Origin of the sequence: Cupriavidus sp. SK-4 (assembly GCF_000611125.1) — a bacterium.
Lineage (GTDB): Bacteria > Pseudomonadota > Gammaproteobacteria > Burkholderiales > Burkholderiaceae > Cupriavidus > Cupriavidus necator.
Genome location: NZ_JFJW01000107.1, coordinates 48125 through 67015, shown reverse-complemented (window position 1 = coordinate 67015; position 18891 = coordinate 48125). Strand labels below are relative to the sequence as shown.

The following is an 18891-nucleotide window of genomic DNA, read 5'->3' as shown; positions in this document are numbered from 1 at the left end:
GCCAGGCTCCCACCGAGTCCCCCATGTCTGTTGCCTATACGGTTTCCGGTCTGTTTGTAGGCGTCCTCGTCGGTCTGACCGGGGTGGGTGGGGGCTCGTTGATGACGCCGCTGCTGACGTTGCTGTTCGGCTTTTCGCCGGCCACCGCGGTTGGCACCGACCTGGCCTTCGCCGCCATCACCAAGGGCTTCGGCACCATCGCGCACCGTGCCCACGGCCATGTGCAGTGGCAGGTGGTGCGGCGCCTGTGCATCGGCAGCCTGCCGACCGCGGTGGCCGCGATCCTGGTGCTCAAGAGCGCAGGTGAACTCAACGCCCAGTGGCTGCACGCGATCCGCGTGACCATCGGCGTGTCAGTGCTGCTGACCGTATTGTCGCTGCTGTTCCGCAAGCAGATGCTGGCCTGGCTGGAACGCAATCCGCGCTTCCAGCTGCACGGCCGCGCCCAGGTCATTGCCACCATCGCGGTCGGCGCCGTGATCGGCGTGCTGGTGACGGTGTCGTCGATCGGCGCCGGCGCGGTTGGCGCCACGCTGATCCTGCTGCTGTATCCCCATATGAAGCCGGCTGAAGTGGCCGGCACCGACATTGCCTACGCTGTCCCGCTGACGGCGCTTGCCGGGCTGGGCCATGTGTGGCTTGGCACGGTCAACTGGAATTTGCTGCTGGCGCTGCTGGTGGGTTCGATCCCCGGCATCTGGCTGGGCGCGCAACTGTCGCGGGCGCTGCCCGAACGGCTGGTGCGTGCCGCACTGGCGACCACGCTGACGCTGGTCGCCATCAAGCTCGTTTCCTGAATTCAACGAATACTGAACGGACCCCGCCATGTATCAGTACGATCAATATGACCAGCGCATCGTCGCCGAGCGCGTCGCCCAGTTCCGTGACCAGGTGCGCCGCCGCCTGTCCGACGAGCTGACCGAGGAAGAATTCCTGCCGCTGCGCCTGCAGAACGGCCTGTACATGCAGCGCCACGCCTACATGCTGCGCGTGGCGATTCCGTACGGCCTGCTGTCGTCGAAGCAGATGCGCAAGCTGGGCCATATCGCGCGCGAGTACGACCGCGGCTATGGCCACTTCTCGACCCGCCAGAACATCCAGTACAACTGGATGGAACTGGAGCGCGTGCCCGACGTGCTGGCCGAGCTGGCCAGCGTCGAGATGCACGCCATCCAGACCTCGGGCAACTGCGTGCGCAACATCACCACCGACCACTTCGCCGGCATCGCGCCGGACGAGTCGGTGGACCCGCGCGTGCTGGCCGAGCTGCTGCGCCAGTGGAGCACCTTCCAGCCGGAATTCGCCTTCCTGCCGCGCAAGTTCAAGATCGCCATCTCCGCCTCGGCCGACGACCGCGCCGTGGTGCAGATGCATGACATCGGCATCTACGCCTACAAGAACGCCGAAGGCGAAACCCGCCTGCGCATCCTGGCCGGCGGCGGCCTGGGCCGCACGCCGATCCTGGGCACGATCATCAAGGACGACCTGCCGTGGCAGCACATGCTGTCCTACGTCGAGTCGGCCATCCGCGTGTACAACCGCTATGGCCGCCGCGACAACAAGTACAAGGCGCGCATCAAGATCCTGGTGAAGGCCATCGGCGCGGACAAGTTCGCGCAGGAAGTCGAGGAAGAGTGGCAGCACAGCAAGGACGGCCCGGCCACGCTGACGCAGGCCGAGTTCGACCGCGTGGCGCAGTACTTCACGCCGCCCGCCTATGAAAAGCTGGCCGACACCGACGCTTCGTACGAGAACCACCTGCTGGAAGACAAGGCCTTTGCGCGCTGGGTCAGCCGCAACGTGCACGGCCACAAGGTGCCGGGCTACGCCGCGGTGACGCTGTCGACCAAGCCGGGCGTGGCCTCGCCCCCGGGGGATGCCACCGACGCGCAGATCGAAGCCGTGGCCGACCTGGCCGACCAGTTCGGCTTCGGCGAGCTGCGCGTCGCGCACGAGCAGAACCTGATCCTGCCGGACGTGAAGAAGCAGGACCTGTACGCGCTGTGGCAACTGGCCAAGAAGGCCGGCCTGGCCACCCCGAACATCGGCCTGCTGACCGACATCATCGCCTGCCCGGGCGGCGACTTCTGCTCGCTGGCCAACGCCAAGTCGATCCCCATCGCGCAGGCGATCCAGGAGCGCTTCGACGACCTCGACTATGTCTATGACCTGGGTGAGATCTCGCTGAACATCTCGGGCTGCATCAACGCCTGCGGCCACCACCACGTCGGCAATATCGGCGTGCTGGGCGTCGACAAGGATGGTTCGGAGTGGTACCAGGTCACGCTGGGCGGCGCCCAGGGCAACCAGACCGCGCTGGGCAAGGTGATCGGCCCGTCGTTCAGCGCCGAGGAAATGCCCGAGGTGGTGACCCGCATCATCGACACCTTCGTGGCCAACCGCATCGAAGACGAACGCTTTATCGAAACCCTGTCCCGCATCGGCATCGCCCCGTTCAAGGAGCGCGTTTATGCCGACAAGCAGCCGCGCGAGCGCGCTGAAGCCTGAGGACCGGAGACTGAACATGGCAAAGATCATTCAACTGCAACAGGACGGCGCTACCGTCGCCCCCGTCATCGTCGATGACGCCTGGACCGTGCTGCGCGGCACCGCCGAGCAGCCGCTGACCGACGAGCAGATCGCCGCGGCCGTGCAAAGCCAGGACGCGGTGCTGTTCCCGCTGTCGGTGTTCAAGGCCAACGAAGCGCTGCTGGCCGGCCGCGACGCGGCCCGCACCGGCGTATGGCTGGCCCCGGAAGACGAGCCGGCCGATGCCGAGGCGTACTTCGCGCGCGTGGCGCTGGTGGCGGTGGACTTCCCGGTATTCCGCGACGGCCGCGGCTTTTCCACGGCCTACCTGCTGCGCACCCGCTACCACTGGAAGGGCCAGCTGCGCGCAATCGGCGACGTGCTGCGCGACCAGCTCAACTTCATGAAGCGCTGCGGCTTCGACGCCTTCGCGGTGCGCGCCGACAAGAACATCGACGACGCCATCAAGGGCTTCACCGAGTTCACCGTGACCTACCAGGCTTCGGTGGATGAGCCGCTGCCGCTGTTCCGCCGTGCGCGGGCAGAGGTTGGCGCGCAACCGAAGGAAGCGGCATGAGCACGGTGCTGAGCGACATCGCCGTGGTCGACGCCGGTGCGGCGTCGGCGCTGCGTCCGCCTGCGCTGTGGGTTGCGCCGGAATACACCGGCAGCATCGCCGCGCTGGAGCAGAAGGAGCGCGAGCTGGGCGAGCGCCTGGCGGGCATCGCCGGCCGCTTCTTCCGCGCGCGCTTTGCCTCGAGCCTGGCGGCCGAGGACATGGTGCTGACCGACGCGATCCTGCGCGGCACCGAAGCCGTGCGCGCCGGCATCCGCGTGTTCACGCTGCAGACCGGGCGCCTGCACGCCGAGACGCTGGCAGTGCTGGACAAGGTGCAGGCGCACTACGGCTACAGCATCGAGCAGTTCACGCCGGACGCCGAGGCCGTCGAGAACTACCTGAAGAAGCACGGGCTGAACGCCTTCTACGACAGCATCGACCTGCGCAAGGAATGCTGCGGCATCCGCAAGGTCGAGCCGCTCAACCGCGCGCTCTCGCACGCCGACGCCTGGCTGACCGGCCAGCGCCGCGAGCAGGCGGTCACGCGCTCCGAGCTGCCGTTCGAGGAACAGGACGAAGCCCGCGGTATCCCCAAGTTCAATCCGCTTGCGGACTGGAGCGAGCCCGAAGTGTGGGCCTACCTGAAGCGCCACAACGTGCCCGTCAACGACCTGCACGCCAAGGGCTACCCGAGCATCGGCTGCGAGCCGTGTACGCGTGCCGTGCGCGCGGGCGAGGATGTCCGTGCGGGACGTTGGTGGTGGGAGAGCAAGGACTCGAAAGAGTGCGGGCTTCACGAACAAAACATCAAGCATTGAGGCCGGAAAAAATGGGCATCATGAACGACATCGCAGAAGCCACCAGCAGCGTGGCGCACCTGTTGCAAGTACAGAACGATCACCTCGACCGCCTCGAAGCGGAGTCGATCTACATCATCCGCGAGGTGGTGGCCGAGTGCCGCAACCCGGCGCTGCTGTTTTCGGGCGGCAAGGACTCGATCGTGATGCTGCACCTTGCGCTGAAGGCCTTCCGCCTGGGCGACCGCAAGATCGAGCTGCCGTTCCCGCTGGTGCATATCGACACCGGCCACAACTATCCGGAAGTGATCGCCTTCCGCGACCAGCGCGTGGCTGAGCTGGGCGCGCGCCTGGTGGTGGGCCATGTCGAGGACTCGATCAAGCGCGGCACCGTGCGCCTGCGCAAGGAAACCGATTCGCGCAACGCGGCCCAGGCCGTGACCCTGCTGGAAACCATCGGCGAGCACCAGTTCGACGCGCTGATGGGCGGTGCCCGCCGCGACGAAGAGAAGGCCCGCGCCAAGGAGCGTATCTTCTCGTTCCGCGACGAGTTCGGCCAGTGGGACCCCAAGGCCCAGCGCCCCGAGCTGTGGAGCCTGTACAACGCCCGCATGGCGCAGGGCGAGCAGATGCGCGTGTTCCCGATCTCGAACTGGACCGAGCTGGACGTGTGGCAGTACATCGCCCGCGAAAAGCTGGCGCTGCCGCCGATCTACTACGCGCACCAGCGCGAAGTGGTGCGCAAGAGCGGCCTGCTGGTGCCGGTCACGCCGATCACGCCCAAGCAGGACGGCGATGTCAGCGAAGTGCTGTCGGTGCGCTTCCGCACCGTGGGCGACATCAGCTGCACCTGCCCGGTGGCCAGCGTTGCCGATTCGCCGGAAGCGATCATCGCCGAGACCGCGGTGACCGAGATCACCGAGCGCGGCGCCACCCGCATGGACGACCAGACGAGCGAAGCCTCGATGGAACGCCGCAAGAAGGAAGGCTACTTCTAAGCCGCACGCAGCAAAGGATCCAGACATGACTCACCAAGCAACCCATCAAGGCCTGCTGCGCTTCATCACCGCCGGCTCCGTCGACGACGGCAAGAGCACGCTGATCGGCCGCCTGCTCTACGACAGCAAGGCCGTGCTGTCCGACCAGCTGACCGCGCTGGCCAACGCCAAGAACAAGCGCACCGCCGGCGAGCAGATCGACTTCTCGCTGCTGACCGACGGGCTGGAAGCCGAGCGCGAGCAGGGCATCACCATCGACGTGGCCTACCGCTACTTCTCGACCGCGCGCCGCAAGTTCATCATCGCGGATACCCCGGGCCACGAGCAGTACACCCGCAACATGGTCACCGGCGCCTCGACCGCGGACGCGGCCATCGTGCTGGTCGATGCCACCCGCGTCACCGTTACCAACGGCCGTGCCGAGCTGCTGGCGCAGACCAAGCGCCACTCGGCGATCCTGAAGCTGCTGGAAATCCGGCACGTGATCGTGGCCATCAACAAGATGGACTTGGTCGACTACAGCGAACAGCGCTTCAACGAGATCCGCACCGCCTACACCGAACTGGCCGCCCAGCTCGGCCTGAAGGACGTGCGCTACGTGCCGGTATCGGCGCTGCGCGGCGACAACATCGTGCATGAGAGCGATGCCATGGCCTGGTACCAGGGCGAGCCGCTGCTGCCGCTGCTGGAAGAGCTGCCGGTGGAAGAAGCCGCGCCCGAGGATGACGCAGCGCTGCGCTTCCCGGTGCAGCTGGTGATCCGCCAGGACGGCTCCCAGTCGGACGATTTCCGCGGCTATGCCGGCCGTATCGAAGCCGGCACCGTGCGCGTGGGCCAGAAGCTGCGCGTGCTGCCCGCCAACCGCGAGGCCGTGGTGACCGAAGTGCTGACGCCCAACGGCGCCGCCGAATCGGCCAATGTCGGCGACACGGTCACCGTGCGCCTGTCCGAGGACGTCGATGTATCACGCGGTGACATGTTCGTCGCCGCCGATGCCGCCACCGCGCCGGCCAAGAAGCTGCAGGCCGACCTGTGCTGGTTCGACGACGAATCGCTGAACCCGGCGCGCAAGTATGTGCTCAAGCACACCACGGCCAGCGTGTTCGCGCGCGTGTCGGCGGTGGACCGCGTGCTGGACGTGCACACGCTGTCGCACGAGACCGGCCGCCACGATATCCGCCTGAACGACATCGGTTCGGTGCAGATCTCGCTGCAGAAGCCGATCGTGTGCGATGCCTACGGCGATAACCCGGCAACGGGTGCCTTCGTGCTGATCGACGAAGCGACCAACCACACGGTGGCCGCGGGCATGATCCGTGCGTTCTCCTGATCGGTAACGACAGGAAAGGGGCAGCAGATGGACAAGCAGGCGCAGAAGACTTACGGCAAGGTGTTCCTCATCGGGGCAGGCCCCGGTGCGGCAGACCTCATTACGGTGCGTGGTGCACGGCTTTTGGGCGAAGCCCAGGTGGTGCTGCACGATGCACTGGTAGCGCCGGAGATGCTGGCCTGGTGTCCGCAGGCCGAGCTGGTCGAGGTGGGCAAGCGCTGCGGGCAGCGCTCCACCGCGCAGCTGTTCATCAACCGCCAGATCGTCGACCTGGCCAGCAAGTACGAACGCGTGGTGCGCCTGAAGGGCGGCGACCCGATGCTGTTCGGCCGCGCCGACGAAGAACTGCAGGCGCTGGAAGCCGCTGGCATCGAGTATGAAGTGGTGCCGGGCATCACGGCGGCGCTGGCGGCCGCTTCGGCGATCGGCAAGCCGCTGACCAAGCGCGGTGTGTCGCGCAGCGTGGCGTTTGCCACGCAGGCGAAGGCTGCGGATGGCGAGGGCTCGGCCGATATCGAAGCCGCGGTCAAGGCCGATACGCTGGTCTACTACATGGGCCGCGACCAGGCGGCGTCGATTGCCGCGCAGCTGATCGCGCATGGCAAGCCGGCGTCCACGCCGGCGTGGGTGGTGGAAGCCGCCAGCACGCCGCGGCAGCGTAGTCGTGAATTCACGCTGGGCCGGATGGCAGCGGGCGAGGCCGCTGCCTGGATCGATCCGGTGCAGCCGAGCCTGCTGATGATCGGGGCGGCGCTGGCTGCGCGGGCTACCGAAACGCCGCGCGAAGGCGTGGGCGAAACCGTCGTGCAGACGCCGCGCGCTGCCTGAGCGCGCTGCGCACTACTAAAAAAAAGCCCTGTACCGGCATGCCGGTACAGGGCTTTTGTCATGGAGGACCACGTTTCTGCTCAGGGCTGGCCGCTTGCGGGCATTGAGGCAACGCAGTATGCCGCGATCGCATCCAGCACCGCATTGGCCTCGCCTGCTGCCGTCGCGCAATGGATGCGCAGCGCGGGATGCGCTTGCCGGCATTGGTCGAGCAAGGCCGGCAGGTCGCGCCGCAGGTGGCCGCCCTGGCCAAGGAACACCGGCACCACGGTGGCGTCGGACACGCCGTGCGCTGCCAGGTCCGCGAGCGCGTCGGGCAGCGCGGGCGTCATCAGTTCCAGGAATGCCAGCCGCACCTCGCACCCGGGCAGGGCAGCGGCCACCTTCTGCAGCAGGCGGTCGAACGGCTCGCGCCAGCGCGCATCGCGCGCGCCATGCGCAAACAGGACCAGGGCCCGGGTGGGTGCAGTCATGGCAGCCCGCCCCTCAGTGCCGGTCCACCCAGCGCAGCGCCAGCAGCGCCACCATCAGGTAGAGCGTGCCTGGCACCAGTGCCGAGATGATCGGCGGCCAGGTATGCAGCAGGCCGACGTGCGAGAACAGCGTGTTCGACAAGTGGAACGACAGCCCCAGCATGATGCCCCCGAACACCTTCACGCCGACGGCGCCGGCACGGGCGTGCAGGTAGGCGAAGGGCAGGGCCAGCGCCATCATCACGAACAGCGTCAGCGGGTAGATCACCTTCTTCCAGAAGGCGATCTCATAGCGCTGCGTGTCCTGCTTGTTGTCGCGCAGGTGGCGGATATAGCGGAACAGGTCCAGCGTCGACATCCGCTCAGGCGTCACCAGCAGCACCGACAGGATCTGCGGCGTCAGCTCGGAATGCATGGTCACGCGCGGGAACTTGACCTGCTCGGCGCGGAAGTCCGGGGCCAGCGCATCGCGTGCCGGCTTCGCCCCCTGCGCCGGGGGCGCCAGCTCGATGAAGCGGGTCTCGTTGACGCCCTGCAGTTCCCACGACTGGCCACCCTGGTAGCGCCCCTCCTGCGCCACGCGGATCACGCGCAGGCGGTATTGCGGGTCGAACTCATACATGGTGATGCCGGTGATGGTCTGGTCCGGCCGCAACCCCGCCACGTTGACGAAGCGGGTGATCTCGCCGCCGCCGGTGGCGGCATCCTTGTCGCGGTCCTTGACCCAGACGCCGGAACGGAAGCCCGACGACACGGTTGCGCCGATCGCCTCGAGCTTGATCTTCTGCGCGTACTGCTCGGCGCGGGGGCCGATGAATTCGCCGAAGACAAAGGTCACGATGGCCAGCGGCACCGCCAGCTTGAACAGCGAGAACAGCGCCTGGCGCGTGTTCAGGCCGGCCACGCGGAAGATGGTGTACTCGGACTGGCTGGCCAGCTGCGAGAACACGTAGATCGCGCTGATCAGCACCGCGATCGGCAGCACCTCATACACCCGCGTGGGTGCCTGCAGCAGGACGTGGAACAGCGCCACCAGCGAGGTGTACTGGTTGTTGACGTTCTCCAGCTCGTTGAGCATGTCGAAGAACACGAACAGCGACAGCACCGCGAACAGGATGAAGGCGAACACGCCATAGATCAGGCGGCCGAAGTAGCGTTCATAGACGTGCAGGATCCTCATGCCCGGCCCCCGGTAGCCGCGGCATCGCGCTTGCGCAGGCCGAATACGGCGCGCCACCCGCCCAGGCTGCGGTTCTGCCGGTAGCGGAACAGCATCAGCGCCCCCAGGAACACCGCCAGGTGGATCGGCCACCAGGCCAGCCAGAACGGGATTGCGCCCGAGCGCACCCAGGACTGCGTCAGGTTGATCAGGTTGCTGTAGGTCAGGTAGATCAGCACCGCGAACACCAGCGGCGTGTAGCGGCCCAGGCGCGGGTTAACGTAGGCCAGCGGAATTGCGATCATGACGAAGTTGAAGGCCAGGATCGGCAGCGAGATGCGCCAGATCAGCTCGCCCAGGTTCTCGCGCGTGGGGTTGCGGATCAGCTCGATGGTGTCGCGGCTCTTGGGCGGCAGGCTGGCCTCGGACTCAGGCGGCTTGTTGTCCACCTTGACCGCGTAGCGTTCAAATTCAACGATGCGGTAGTCGATCTGGCCGGGCGTGCCCGAGTAGCGGCGGCCGTTCTCCATCACCACCAGGCGGTCGCCGTTGGGCATGGTCTCGAACTTGCCCTGGTGCGCCAGCGCCACGCCGATCTTGTCGGCCTCGGAGTTGGCGACGAAGACATTGCGCGCATACTTCATGTCGGCATCCATGCCCTCGATGAACAGCACGTAGTTGGCCTTGGCCGGCTCGATAAAGCGCCCCGCGGCAATCATCGACATCACGCCGCGCTGCTCGAAGCGGTCGCGGAACAGCGCGCTCTGCTGGTTGGCCCAGGGCCAGGCAAACATGCCCAGCAGCAGCGCCAGCACGACGAAGGGTGCCGCGAACTGCAGCACCGGCTTGACCAGGTCGCGCAGCGAGATGCCGGCCGAGAACCACACCACCATCTCCGAGTCCTTGTACCAGCGCGTCAGCACGATCAGGGTGGAAATGAAGAGCGTGGCCGAGAGCAGGATCGACAGGTAGCCGATGGTGGCCAGGCCGATCAGCATCAGCACGTCGTTGGGGCTGGCCTTGCCGTTGGCGGCCATCCCCAGGATGCGGATCACGAGCGAGGTGAGCATGAAGGTCAGCATCACCAGGAACACCGCCCCGGCGGTGTAGGCAAGCTCGCGTCGCAGGGCTTGTTGAAGGATCATGCGGGTTCGGTTCCGGGCTGCCGGCCGGAGCGGGCGATGTGCCGTGCGAGGTGCCTGGCAGAACAGCTGGCTGGCAGCACAACATGCTGTCAGCGTGGCCGGGGCGTATCAGCGGCGGCAGGTCGCGGGATAAAAATCGCGGATAATGGAGGCTTTCGTGTCTAACGAGCCCCTGGAAGGAAGCGCGATGGAATTTAGCACAAAAGCCTTGGATTGGAGCAAAGCCGGCCAAAATGGTTTCCTGGCGACCAAGACCGACTGCCTGGTGGTCGGCCTGTTCGAAGGCCAGAACCTGGCCGGAGTGGCCAAGGCACTGGATGTGGCCACCAAGGGCTTGGTGGGGCGGCTGGTCAAGCAGGGCGATTTCGAGGGCAAGCGCGGCACCCAGCTGATGCTGCATGAGGTGGCCGGCGTGGGCGCCGCGCGCGTGCTGCTGGTGGGCCTGGGCAAGGAAGCCGATTTCAGCGACAAGTCCTTTGCCGACGCGGTCCGCACCGCCGTGCGTGCCTTGTCGTCCACGCGTGCGGCCTCGGCCCTGTGGTGCCTGGCGCAACAGGCGCCGCAGCAGCGCGATGTGGCTTGGGGCGTGATCACCACCATCACGCTGGTGCGCGAAGCCGGCTATCGCCTGCTTGAGCGACATCCGGGTCTGAAGCGCGCCAATGCCAACGGCAAGCCCAACGGCAACGACAAGTCCTCGCTGCGCAAGGTCGTGATCGCGGTCGACAGCGGCGATGCCCGCGCCGCCACCCAGGCCGTGGTGCGCGGCACCGCCGTCGCCAACGGCATGGAGCTGACGCGCGATCTGGGCAACCTGCCGTCCAATATCTGCACGCCGACCTACCTGGCCAATACCGCACGCGGCATTGCCAAGCGCCACAAGCTCAAGGCCGAGGTGCTGGGCCGCAAGCAGATCGAGGCCCTGAACATGGGGGCCTTCCTGGCCGTGACCAAGGGCAGCGAAGAGCCGCCGCAGTTCATCGTGCTGCGCTACGACGGCGCCGGCGCCAAGCAGGCCCCGGTGGTGCTGGTGGGCAAGGGCATCACCTTCGACACCGGCGGCATCTCGCTCAAGCCGGGCGAGGGCATGGACGAGATGAAGTACGACATGTGCGGCGCCGCCTCGGTGCTGGGCACGATCCAGGCCGTGGCCGAGATGGGCCTGAAGCTCAACGTCATCGCCGTGGTGCCGACCTGCGAGAACATGCCCAGCGGCATCGCCACCAAGCCGGGCGACGTGGTCACCAGCATGTCCGGCCAGACCATCGAGATCCTGAACACCGACGCCGAAGGCCGCCTGATCCTGTGCGACGCGCTGACTTATGTGGAGCGCTTCAAGCCGGCCGCGGTAATCGACGTGGCCACCCTGACGGGTGCCTGCATCATCGCGCTTGGCCACGTCAACAGCGGCCTGTACGCGCGCTCCGACGCGCTTGCCGATGCCGTGCTGCAGGCCGGCCGCCGCGCCATGGACACCGCCTGGCGCATGCCGCTGGACGACGAGTACCAGGATCAGCTCAAGTCCAACTTTGCCGACATGGGCAATATCGGCGGCCGCCCGGCCGGCAGCGTGACGGCGGCGTGTTTCCTGTCGCGCTTCACCGAGAAATACGACTGGGCCCACCTGGACATCGCCGGCACCGCCTGGAAGAGCGGCGCGGCCAAGGGGGCCACCGGCCGCCCGGTGCCGCTGCTGGCGCAGTTCCTGATGGACCGCGCGGCCTGATGGCAGCGGCGGCAGGCAACAGAGGCAGCAAGGGTCCATGACGCGCATCGATTTCCACAGCAACGTGCCGGACGTGCTCGGCTATGTCTGCCGGCTGGTCCGCAAGGCCTACGGCGCAGGGCAGAAGGTGGTGATCCACGGGGCGCCGGCGCAGCTGGCGGACCTGGATGCGCGCCTGTGGACCTTCTCTGCGCTGGACTTCCTGCCGCATTGCGGGCTGGAAAGCCCCAATGCGGCGGTCACGCCGATCCTGCTGGCCGCCACCACCGAAGGCGTGCCGCACCACCAGCTGCTGATCAACCTGGCAGACCAGGTCCCGGCGCAGTTTGCCAGCTTCGAACGGCTGATCGAGGTGGTGGGCGCGGGCGATGCCGCGCGCGAGGCGGGCCGCCAGCGCTACCGTTTCTACCGCGAACGCGGCTATCCGCTGACGCACCACGACATCGGCCAGCCCAAGGGAGACGCCGCATGAGCGAACGCACCACCTCGCGGGTGATCCCGCGGCTCGATCCGAACGACAGTATCCCGCTGCTGACCGAGGTGTTCGAACTGCCGGATGTAGGGGCAGCAGCGCCGGCTGCCGCTTCGCCAGAGGGCGTGATCGATACCTTCGGCATGGCCGATTCGGGCCTGGTCATGCATGTCGGCGATACCGGCGACGCCGTGGCTGACGAGGGCGCCGCGCCGGCATCGGCGATGCCGGCAGACACCGGCGCCCCGGGCGAGGACGACCTGCGTGCCGTGCGCACCGAATTGCTGACGCGCGTGATGATGCGCTTTCGCACCGAATGGCCGCAGGTCGTGGCGGCCCATACCGAAGCCACGCTGCAGTCGCGGCTGGCGCCGCTGACGGCGCAACTGGCCAGCGAGCTGACGCAGTCGCTGGAGGCGCGGCTGGTGGAATGGCTGGATGCGACGCTGGAGGAGATCGAGAAGACGCCGGGCGGGGATTGAGCCCGGGCGCGTCCTGACGGTAACCAACAAAAAAGCCTGCGATCTCTCGCAGGCTTTTTTCATGGTTCGGACCCGGATCAGTCCGTCACCGCACCCTTGCTCGCCGTCGACGCCAGCTTCGAGAACTTCGCCAGCACGCCGCGGGTGTAGCGCGGTGCCGGCTGCTTCCAGCCGGCGCGGCGCCTGGCCAGCTCTTCATCCGCCACGTTCAACTGCAGCAGCAGCTTGTGCGCGTCGATGGTGATCGAATCCCCTTCCTGCACCAGCGCGATGGTGCCGCCCACATACGCTTCCGGCGCGACGTGGCCGACCACCATGCCCCAGGTGCCGCCCGAGAAGCGGCCGTCGGTGATAAAGCCGACTGACTCGCCCAGGCCCTTGCCGATGATGGCCGAGGTCGGGGCCAGCATTTCCGGCATGCCGGGGCCGCCCTTGGGGCCCAGGTAGCGCAGCACCAGGATGTCGCCGGCGTTGATCTTGTCGGCCAGGATGGCTTCCATCGCGCTTTGCTCGTCCTCGAACACGCGCGCCGGGCCGGTGATGACCGGGTTCTTCAGGCCGGTGATCTTGGCGACCGCGCCTTCTTCGGCCAGGTTGCCCTTCAGGATGGCCAGGTGGCCCTCCTTGTACAGCGCCTTCTCGATCGGCAGGATCACGTCCTGGTCGGCGCGCGGGGTGTCGGGAACGTTTTCCAGCTCTTCAGCCAGCGTGCGGCCGGTGATGGTCAGGCAGTCGCCATGCAGCATGCCGGCCTTGAGCAGGATCTTCATGACCTGCGGAATGCCGCCGGCCTTGTGCAGGTCGGTCGCCACATACTGGCCCGACGGCTTCAGGTTGCAGATCACCGGCACCTTGCGGCGGATGCGCTCGAAGTCGTCGATGGTCCATTCCACTTCAGCGGCGTGGGCGATGGCCAGGTAGTGCAGCACGGCATTGGTCGAGCCGCCGGTGGCCATGATCAGCGCCACGGCGTTCTCGATCGACTTGCGCGTGATGATGTCGCGCGGCTTGATGTCCTGCTTGATCGCCTCGACCAGCACGCGCGCCGATTCGGCGGCGCTGTCGACCTTCTCCTGGTCCGGGTTGGCCATGGTCGACGAGTACAGCAGCGACATGCCCAGCGCCTCGAACGACGAGCTCATGGTGTTGGCGGTGTACATGCCGCCGCATGAGCCGGTCGACGGGCAGGCGTTCTTTTCCACGCCTTCGAAGTCTTCCTGGCTCATGCGCCCGGCGGTGAATTCGCCCACGGCCTCGAACGACGACACGATGGTCAGGTCCTTGCCCTTCCAGTTGCCCGGCTTGATGGTGCCGCCGTAGACGTAGATGCCCGGCACGTTGGTGCGCGCCAGTGCGATCATGCCGCCCGGCATGTTCTTGTCGCAGCCGCCGATCACGACCACGCCGTCCATCCACTGGCCCTGCGCGGCGGTCTCGATGCAGTCGGCGATGACCTCGCGCGAGATCAGCGAGTACTTCATGCCCTCGGTGCCCATCGACATGCCGTCCGAGATGGTCGGCGTGCCGAACACCTGCGGGTTGGCGTCCGAGGCCTTGATCGCGTCGATGGCCGCATCGGCCAGGCGCTGCAGGCCGGCGTTGCAGGGGGTGATGGTCGAGTGGCCGTTGGCGATGCCCACCATCGGCTTGTCGAAGTCTTCCTTCTTGTAGCCGAGTGCGTAGTACATCGAACGGTTGGGCGAACGCGCCACGCCTTGCGTGATGTTCTGCGAGCGTTTGTTGAATGCCATGGTGGGGAATCTCCGGGGGAACTTCAGTGCCGCTCCGCGCTGCATGAACGCACGGCGGCGATGTTGTGGGCCAAAGAATGACGCTTGCGTTTTGGAGTGTCAAATATATTATTTGACCTTTATTGAGTCGAAAAACATATCAGGAGCGCGTTTGGACCTGCGTCAGTTGCGTTACTTCGTCACTGTGGCGGAAGAGTTGCATTTCGGCCGCGCGGCAGGGCGCCTGTCGATGCCGCAGCCGCCGTTGTCGCAGCAGATCCAGGCGCTGGAAGAGGAAATCGGCGTGCAGCTGTTCGCGCGCACGCGGCGCTCGGTGGCGCTGACGCCGGCCGGCCAGCAGTGGCTGCCCGAGGTGCGGCGCGTGCTGGCCGATGCCGCGGCGCTGCCCGGGCTGGCGCAGCGGCTGGCGCGCGGCGAGGTGGGGTCGCTGTCGCTGGCCTTTGTCAGCACCGCCGACTACGGCATCCTGCCCGACTTGTTGCGGCGCTTTCGCGCCCGGCACCCGGAGGTGCAATTGCAACTGCGCGAGGCCACCAGCGACGTGCAGCTCGAGGCGTTGATGGAGGGGGCGATCGACGCCGGCCTGGTGATCCGGCCGCAGCTGCCGGCCATGCCGCACGGGCTGGCCTACCTGCCGCTGGTGAGCGAGCCGCTGGTGCTGGCCGTGCCCGACGGCTGGCGGCCGGCGGGTGACGGCACGGTCTCGCTGCGCGAGGCCGCCCATGAACCGCTGATCATCTTCCCGCGCCGAAGCGCGCCGGCGTTTTATGACATCATTACGGGCTACTATGCGCGCGAGGGCCTGGTGCCCGTGATCGCGCAGGAAGCCATCCAGATGCAGACCATCGTCAGCCTCGTGTCCGCGGGCATGGGCGTGGCGCTGGTGCCGGCGTCGCTGTGCAACCTTCGCCGCACCGGGGTGTCCTACCTGGCGCTGCGCGAGGCCGGCCCGCAGATCGAGACCGGGCTGGTCTGGCGCGACGGCGCGTCCGCCGGCGTGGCGCCGGTGCTGCGCTCGTTCATCGATATTGCGACCGCGCTTGCACAAGAAGCCGGTGCAGCCGGCCACTGACAATACGCAGGCTGCGGCCTTTTCAAACTCCATTCACGCCAACATGCTGATTCATCCCCAGTTCGACCCGGTTGCCATCCACCTGGGCCCGCTTGCCATCCGCTGGTACGGGCTGATGTACCTGGCCGGGTTCATCATGTTCCTGGGCTTCGGGCGCCTGCGCATCCGCCAGCCGCATATCGCGGCCAAGGGCTGGACCACGCGCGACCTGGACGACATGCTGTTCTTCGGCGTGCTGGGCGTGATCCTGGGCGGGCGGCTGGGCTATGTGCTGTTCTACAAGCCGTCGTACTACCTGGCCCATCCGCTCGAGATCCTCAAGGTGTGGGAAGGCGGCATGGCCTTCCACGGCGGCTTCCTGGGCGTGGTCGTGGCGATGTGGCTGTTCGGCAAACTGCGCCGGCGCCACTGGATGGAGGTGACCGACTTCATCGCGCCGATGATCCCCTGCGGGCTGGCCGCCGGGCGCATCGGCAACTTCATCAACGGCGAGCTGTGGGGCCGCGCCACCGACCTGCCGTGGGGCATGATCTTCCCGCAGGCGGGCGACAACATCCCGCGCCATCCGTCGCAGCTGTACCAGTTTGCCGGCGAGGGCGTGGCGCTGTTCATCGTCCTGTGGCTGTTCGCGCGCAAGCCGCGGCCGATGGGCGCGGTGTCGGGCGTGTTCCTGATCGGCTATGGTGCCTTCCGCTTTGCCGCGGAATTCGCGCGCGAGCCCGACAACTTCCTGGGCCTGCTGGCGCTGAAGCTGTCGATGGGGCAGTGGCTGAGCCTGCCGATGATCCTGGCCGGCATCGCCATGGTGGTGTGGGCCTACCGGCGCGAGCCCGGCGCCGGCGCATCGCAGCCGGTGGCCTAAGAACCCGTCCGCGCTATTTGCCGGCGCGGCGCAAGGCGTCGATGCGCGCCTGCGTATGCGGGTGGGTCGACATGAAGTCCTGGCCGCGTTCCGGCTCGGCGTCCGACGCCGCGCCGCGCCGGTGGTCCAGCCTGACCAGCACATCGGCCAGCGCCGCGGGCGGCAGTCCGTTGCGCTGCATGACCTCGATCGCAAAGGCATCGGCCTCGCGCTCGTGGTCGCGTGAATAGCGCAGTGTCAGGATCGCGGCCGGCACCCCGGCCAGCACCGTCGAGATATCCCCGAACAGGTAGGCTGACAGCGCCGCCAGCGCCGACCCCTGGATCACCTGCTGCAAGCCGTGCCGGTTGGCGACATGGCCGGCTTCATGGGCCAGCACGCCCATCATGCCGGTGCCGGTGCCGGCCAGGCTGACCAGCTCGTCGGTGACGACGATGGTGCCGCCCGGCAGCGCCAGCGCATTGGCGCCGATCTCGCCGCCCTGGCGGAACAGGATCTGGTAATCGTGGCCGGCATCGCGCGGGCGCTTCAGCGCCGCGAAGCCCGAGCGGATGCGTTGCTGCTCGGCGGGCGGCAGCTGCGTCGGCTTGACCATGCCGTTGTCCAGGCTCGCCAGCGTCAGCTTGCCCAGATGGGCCTCCACCTCGGGCGGCACCGCGCGCGCCATCATGCCGGCGCCCCACGGCAGCAGCACGTAATAGCCCAGCACCAGCACCGCCACCAGCGCTGCCACGGCCAGGCCGGCCAGGCGCCAGCTGTTCTGCGCGCGCGCCACCAGGCTGTCGCGATGGCCGGTCGCGGCCAGCATGTGGTCGAAGGCGGCGTGGTCGGTGATCTCGCAGAAGGCGCCGTCGGCAAAGGTGACCAGCCGCGGCGCGCGGCGCACGCGCTCGGACACGCGCACGTCCGACAGCGGCGCGCGCCGCAGCTCGGCGCCGGAGTCGTCGCGCAGCACGGCCTGCTGCGCCTCAACCGCCAGCGTGGCCGGATGCGCGCGCGACGAGCGGCCATCGAAGAAGGTGACTGGGATCATGGTGCGGGCGGGGTCAGCGCACGGCGTGCTCAGAGCGCGATGTCGATGTCGTACCAGTCTACCGCCGCATCGCCCAGCGCACCGACTTGTTGCGCCTCGCCGGCCACGAAGGTGTCGAGCGGGCCCGCCGCCAGCATGGTCACGCATTCGAGCCGGTAGCGCGCCGAACGCACCCGCGCGAACGGCAGGTACAGGCCCAGCGTCAGCGCGATGGCGATCAGGTTGGTGACGAAGATAAAGACCATGCGGCCGGCCCCCACCTCGCTGCGGAACGCATGCGGCGCCAGCGTGGTATGGCTCCACACGACATTCTGCAGGCGCGCCATCACATAAGGGCTGACGGCCAGCAGCGCCAGGTAGAAACCGCCCACGCCGATGCCGAACGACAGCATCGCGCCCGCCTTGCCCGACGCGGTCACGCCCAGCACGAAGCCGGCCAGCGCCGCGGCCGCCACCAGCGCGACCATCACGCCGAAGGCACGCAGGTAGACGCCGTAGAAATCGCCCGCGCCGGCGTGGAAGGCAAACGGTGCGGTGCCGAAGCGGGTGTGGTTATGCTGGTAGCGCTTGAAGCGCTGGTGCGCCAGCGGCCCAAGCAGGCCCAGCGTGGCCACCGCGGCCAGCGGCCACAGCACGAACACCTTGTAGGCATCGGCATCGCCGCCGGTGAAGGCGAAGCGCAGGCCGCGGTAGCTGGAGTTGGCCATGCGGAAACGCAATGAGCGCACCAGCAACAGGGGGAACACCGCCAGCAGCGCCACCAGCATCGCCAGCGCAAGGAAGGGCGAGACCGTCGAGGCGAACTGGAAGGCGAGCACCAGCGCGAACACGATGGCGCGGCCTTTCAGGATCGCGGACGGCTTGCCGTGGTAGTCAAAACTCGCGCCGTCGAGCCGCGTGTTGCGATAGAAATACTGCAGCGTGCGCACCTTGGCCCAGGCCGAATAAATGCCGAAGGTGACGATGGTCAGCAGTGCATTGACGATCCAGATACGGAAGTACTCTGAACCGGATCCGGTAAAGGACAGGCCCAGCGGCCGCGGCACGGCGTAGCGCGGCTCGGCAGGCGCCGGTGTCTCGTCTGCCGGGGTACCGGCCAGGGTGAAATCGCTGCCAGCTTGCATGGCGGAGCTCCAGTGTGTGTGGAAAGCGACAGTCAGGATTGCGGCCTCGGCCGCAGTTTCAGAAATGCAACCACTTTAGATCGGGCATTTGCGGCGATGCGCTCACATTCTCGCACTGATAAATAGCGACCACGGCACAATCTGCATATGCCATTGCCGCCAGGCGGGCACGCGTATAAGAAAATGTGGGAAAACCCTCGTAACACTCTAGAAACATCCTGTTACACTAGACGTATTCTGTAACAACTTCCGAATGCGTGTTGCCAATAAAATCAGTGACTTAGTCACGCTGGCACGTAAATCGCTATCTTGATTGTTACAAAGATGAGCGGCAAGCCACAGCCGCCAACGGAAGTGCCAGGGAGGGAGTGACGGCTGACAGGCCACACTTGCCGGCACTTCACGTACAGCCAGGGCGACGGGAAAATCCGCGCGCAAGCGCGTTTCAAAGGGGGGGCGCAGGGCCAGCGCCGGCAATCCATGGACCCACGCGGCAGATACTTTTGAAAGTACCCGCCGACGATGAAAAGCAGTACTGCAGTATTTTCAGG

18 protein-coding genes are annotated in these 18891 nt (G+C 66.9%); 12 read left to right on the top strand and 6 right to left on the bottom strand.

Translation table 11 applies throughout. The features are described from left to right. Positions 1–23 precede the first annotated feature (23 nt). Genes CF68_RS23810 through cobA form a run of 7 tightly spaced genes read left to right on the top strand, consistent with a single transcriptional unit; the run spans position 24 to position 7041 of the window. Positions 24–797, top strand: coding sequence for a sulfite exporter TauE/SafE family protein (locus CF68_RS23810; RefSeq protein WP_035823569.1), 774 nt, complete (start codon positions 24–26; stop codon positions 795–797). Positions 798–825: 28 nt separating this feature from the next. Continuing rightward, positions 826–2508, top strand: a complete 1683-nt coding sequence (locus tag CF68_RS23805; protein ID WP_035823567.1) for a nitrite/sulfite reductase — start codon at positions 826–828, stop codon at positions 2506–2508. A gap of 16 nt (positions 2509–2524) precedes the next feature. Then, positions 2525–3106 (top strand): DUF934 domain-containing protein, encoded by a 582-nt coding sequence (locus CF68_RS23800; RefSeq protein WP_035823564.1) that lies wholly within the window; start codon positions 2525–2527, stop codon positions 3104–3106. Beyond that, on the top strand, positions 3103–3906 hold the full coding sequence (locus tag CF68_RS23795) for a phosphoadenylyl-sulfate reductase (protein WP_035823562.1): 804 nt from the start codon (positions 3103–3105) through the stop codon (positions 3904–3906). Before CF68_RS23800 ends, CF68_RS23795 begins: the two co-directional genes overlap by 4 nt. 11 nt (positions 3907–3917) lie before the next feature. Further along, positions 3918–4883, top strand: a complete 966-nt coding sequence (cysD, locus tag CF68_RS23790; RefSeq protein WP_035823560.1) for a sulfate adenylyltransferase subunit CysD — start codon at positions 3918–3920, stop codon at positions 4881–4883. Between the two features lie 25 nt (positions 4884–4908). Continuing rightward, positions 4909–6213 carry a sulfate adenylyltransferase subunit 1 gene (locus CF68_RS23785; protein ID WP_035823558.1) on the top strand — a complete coding sequence of 435 codons (1305 nt, stop codon included), beginning with the start codon at positions 4909–4911 and terminating at the stop codon, positions 6211–6213. A gap of 27 nt (positions 6214–6240) precedes the next feature. Next, a complete protein-coding gene (cobA, locus tag CF68_RS23780) occupies positions 6241–7041 on the top strand; it encodes a uroporphyrinogen-III C-methyltransferase (protein WP_035823556.1) in 801 nt (266 codons plus the stop codon). Positions 7042–7121: 80 nt separating this feature from the next. On the opposite strand, the gene CF68_RS23775 is transcribed toward cobA, so the two are convergent. The 3 genes from CF68_RS23775 to lptF are packed head-to-tail and all read right to left on the bottom strand — an operon-like array spanning position 7122 to position 9818. Continuing rightward, a complete protein-coding gene (locus CF68_RS23775) occupies positions 7122–7514 on the bottom strand; it encodes a sirohydrochlorin chelatase (protein ID WP_035823553.1) in 393 nt (130 codons plus the stop codon). A 13-nt stretch (positions 7515–7527) separates the two neighbouring features. Then, positions 7528–8694: an LPS export ABC transporter permease LptG gene (gene lptG / locus CF68_RS23770; protein ID WP_035823551.1), complete on the bottom strand. Its 1167-nt coding sequence runs from the start codon at positions 8692–8694 to the stop codon at positions 7528–7530. Further along, positions 8691–9818, bottom strand: a complete 1128-nt coding sequence (gene lptF / locus CF68_RS23765) for an LPS export ABC transporter permease LptF (protein WP_035823549.1) — start codon at positions 9816–9818, stop codon at positions 8691–8693. Before lptF ends, lptG begins: the two co-directional genes overlap by 4 nt. Before the next feature lie 187 nt (positions 9819–10005). Here lptF and CF68_RS23760 point away from each other — a divergent pair, with 187 nt between their 5' ends. Genes CF68_RS23760 through CF68_RS23750 form a run of 3 tightly spaced genes read left to right on the top strand, consistent with a single transcriptional unit; the run spans position 10006 to position 12498 of the window. Beyond that, positions 10006–11544 carry a leucyl aminopeptidase gene (locus tag CF68_RS23760; RefSeq protein ID WP_035823547.1) on the top strand — a complete coding sequence of 513 codons (1539 nt, stop codon included), beginning with the start codon at positions 10006–10008 and terminating at the stop codon, positions 11542–11544. A gap of 37 nt (positions 11545–11581) precedes the next feature. Further along, positions 11582–12016, top strand: coding sequence for a DNA polymerase III subunit chi (locus CF68_RS23755; protein WP_035823545.1), 435 nt, complete (start codon positions 11582–11584; stop codon positions 12014–12016). Then, positions 12013–12498, top strand: a complete 486-nt coding sequence (locus CF68_RS23750) for a hypothetical protein (protein WP_035823543.1) — start codon at positions 12013–12015, stop codon at positions 12496–12498. Before CF68_RS23755 ends, CF68_RS23750 begins: the two co-directional genes overlap by 4 nt. A gap of 77 nt (positions 12499–12575) precedes the next feature. Here the strand turns inward: CF68_RS23750 and ilvD are convergent, their stop codons facing one another. Further along, positions 12576–14249, bottom strand: a complete 1674-nt coding sequence (gene ilvD / locus CF68_RS23745) for a dihydroxy-acid dehydratase (RefSeq protein ID WP_035823542.1) — start codon at positions 14247–14249, stop codon at positions 12576–12578. Between the two features lie 151 nt (positions 14250–14400). Between ilvD and CF68_RS23740 the strand changes: the two genes are divergently transcribed. Further along, positions 14401–15321 carry a LysR family transcriptional regulator gene (locus CF68_RS23740; RefSeq protein ID WP_035823541.1) on the top strand — a complete coding sequence of 307 codons (921 nt, stop codon included), beginning with the start codon at positions 14401–14403 and terminating at the stop codon, positions 15319–15321. Positions 15322–15364: 43 nt separating this feature from the next. Further along, positions 15365–16183: a prolipoprotein diacylglyceryl transferase gene (lgt, locus tag CF68_RS23735; protein WP_035823598.1), complete on the top strand. Its 819-nt coding sequence runs from the start codon at positions 15365–15367 to the stop codon at positions 16181–16183. A 13-nt stretch (positions 16184–16196) separates the two neighbouring features. Here lgt and CF68_RS23730 read toward each other — a convergent pair whose 3' ends face one another. Further along, the gene (locus CF68_RS23730) at positions 16197–17216 is read right to left on the bottom strand and encodes a M48 family metallopeptidase (protein WP_035823540.1); all 1020 of its coding nucleotides are present in this window, start codon (positions 17214–17216) and stop codon (positions 16197–16199) included. Between the two features lie 29 nt (positions 17217–17245). Beyond that, on the bottom strand, positions 17246–18340 hold the full coding sequence (locus CF68_RS23725) for a YjgN family protein (protein WP_035823539.1): 1095 nt from the start codon (positions 18338–18340) through the stop codon (positions 17246–17248). Positions 18341–18891 lie beyond the last annotated feature (551 nt).

Coding starts and splice junctions, on each gene's coding strand:
- CF68_RS23810 (WP_035823569.1), top strand. CDS start 24: ATGTCTGTTGCCTATACGGTTTCCGGTCTGTTTGTAGGCGTCCTCGTC.
- CF68_RS23805 (WP_035823567.1), top strand. CDS start 826: ATGTATCAGTACGATCAATATGACCAGCGCATCGTCGCCGAGCGCGTC.
- CF68_RS23800 (WP_035823564.1), top strand. CDS start 2,525: ATGGCAAAGATCATTCAACTGCAACAGGACGGCGCTACCGTCGCCCCC.
- CF68_RS23795 (WP_035823562.1), top strand. CDS start 3,103: ATGAGCACGGTGCTGAGCGACATCGCCGTGGTCGACGCCGGTGCGGCG.
- cysD (WP_035823560.1), top strand. CDS start 3,918: ATGGGCATCATGAACGACATCGCAGAAGCCACCAGCAGCGTGGCGCAC.
- CF68_RS23785 (WP_035823558.1), top strand. CDS start 4,909: ATGACTCACCAAGCAACCCATCAAGGCCTGCTGCGCTTCATCACCGCC.
- cobA (WP_035823556.1), top strand. CDS start 6,241: ATGGACAAGCAGGCGCAGAAGACTTACGGCAAGGTGTTCCTCATCGGG.
- CF68_RS23775 (WP_035823553.1), bottom strand. CDS start 7,514: ATGACTGCACCCACCCGGGCCCTGGTCCTGTTTGCGCATGGCGCGCGC.
- lptG (WP_035823551.1), bottom strand. CDS start 8,694: ATGAGGATCCTGCACGTCTATGAACGCTACTTCGGCCGCCTGATCTAT.
- lptF (WP_035823549.1), bottom strand. CDS start 9,818: ATGATCCTTCAACAAGCCCTGCGACGCGAGCTTGCCTACACCGCCGGG.
- CF68_RS23760 (WP_035823547.1), top strand. CDS start 10,006: ATGGAATTTAGCACAAAAGCCTTGGATTGGAGCAAAGCCGGCCAAAAT.
- CF68_RS23755 (WP_035823545.1), top strand. CDS start 11,582: ATGACGCGCATCGATTTCCACAGCAACGTGCCGGACGTGCTCGGCTAT.
- CF68_RS23750 (WP_035823543.1), top strand. CDS start 12,013: ATGAGCGAACGCACCACCTCGCGGGTGATCCCGCGGCTCGATCCGAAC.
- ilvD (WP_035823542.1), bottom strand. CDS start 14,249: ATGGCATTCAACAAACGCTCGCAGAACATCACGCAAGGCGTGGCGCGT.
- lgt (WP_035823598.1), top strand. CDS start 15,365: ATGCTGATTCATCCCCAGTTCGACCCGGTTGCCATCCACCTGGGCCCG.
- CF68_RS23730 (WP_035823540.1), bottom strand. CDS start 17,216: ATGATCCCAGTCACCTTCTTCGATGGCCGCTCGTCGCGCGCGCATCCG.
- CF68_RS23725 (WP_035823539.1), bottom strand. CDS start 18,340: ATGCAAGCTGGCAGCGATTTCACCCTGGCCGGTACCCCGGCAGACGAG.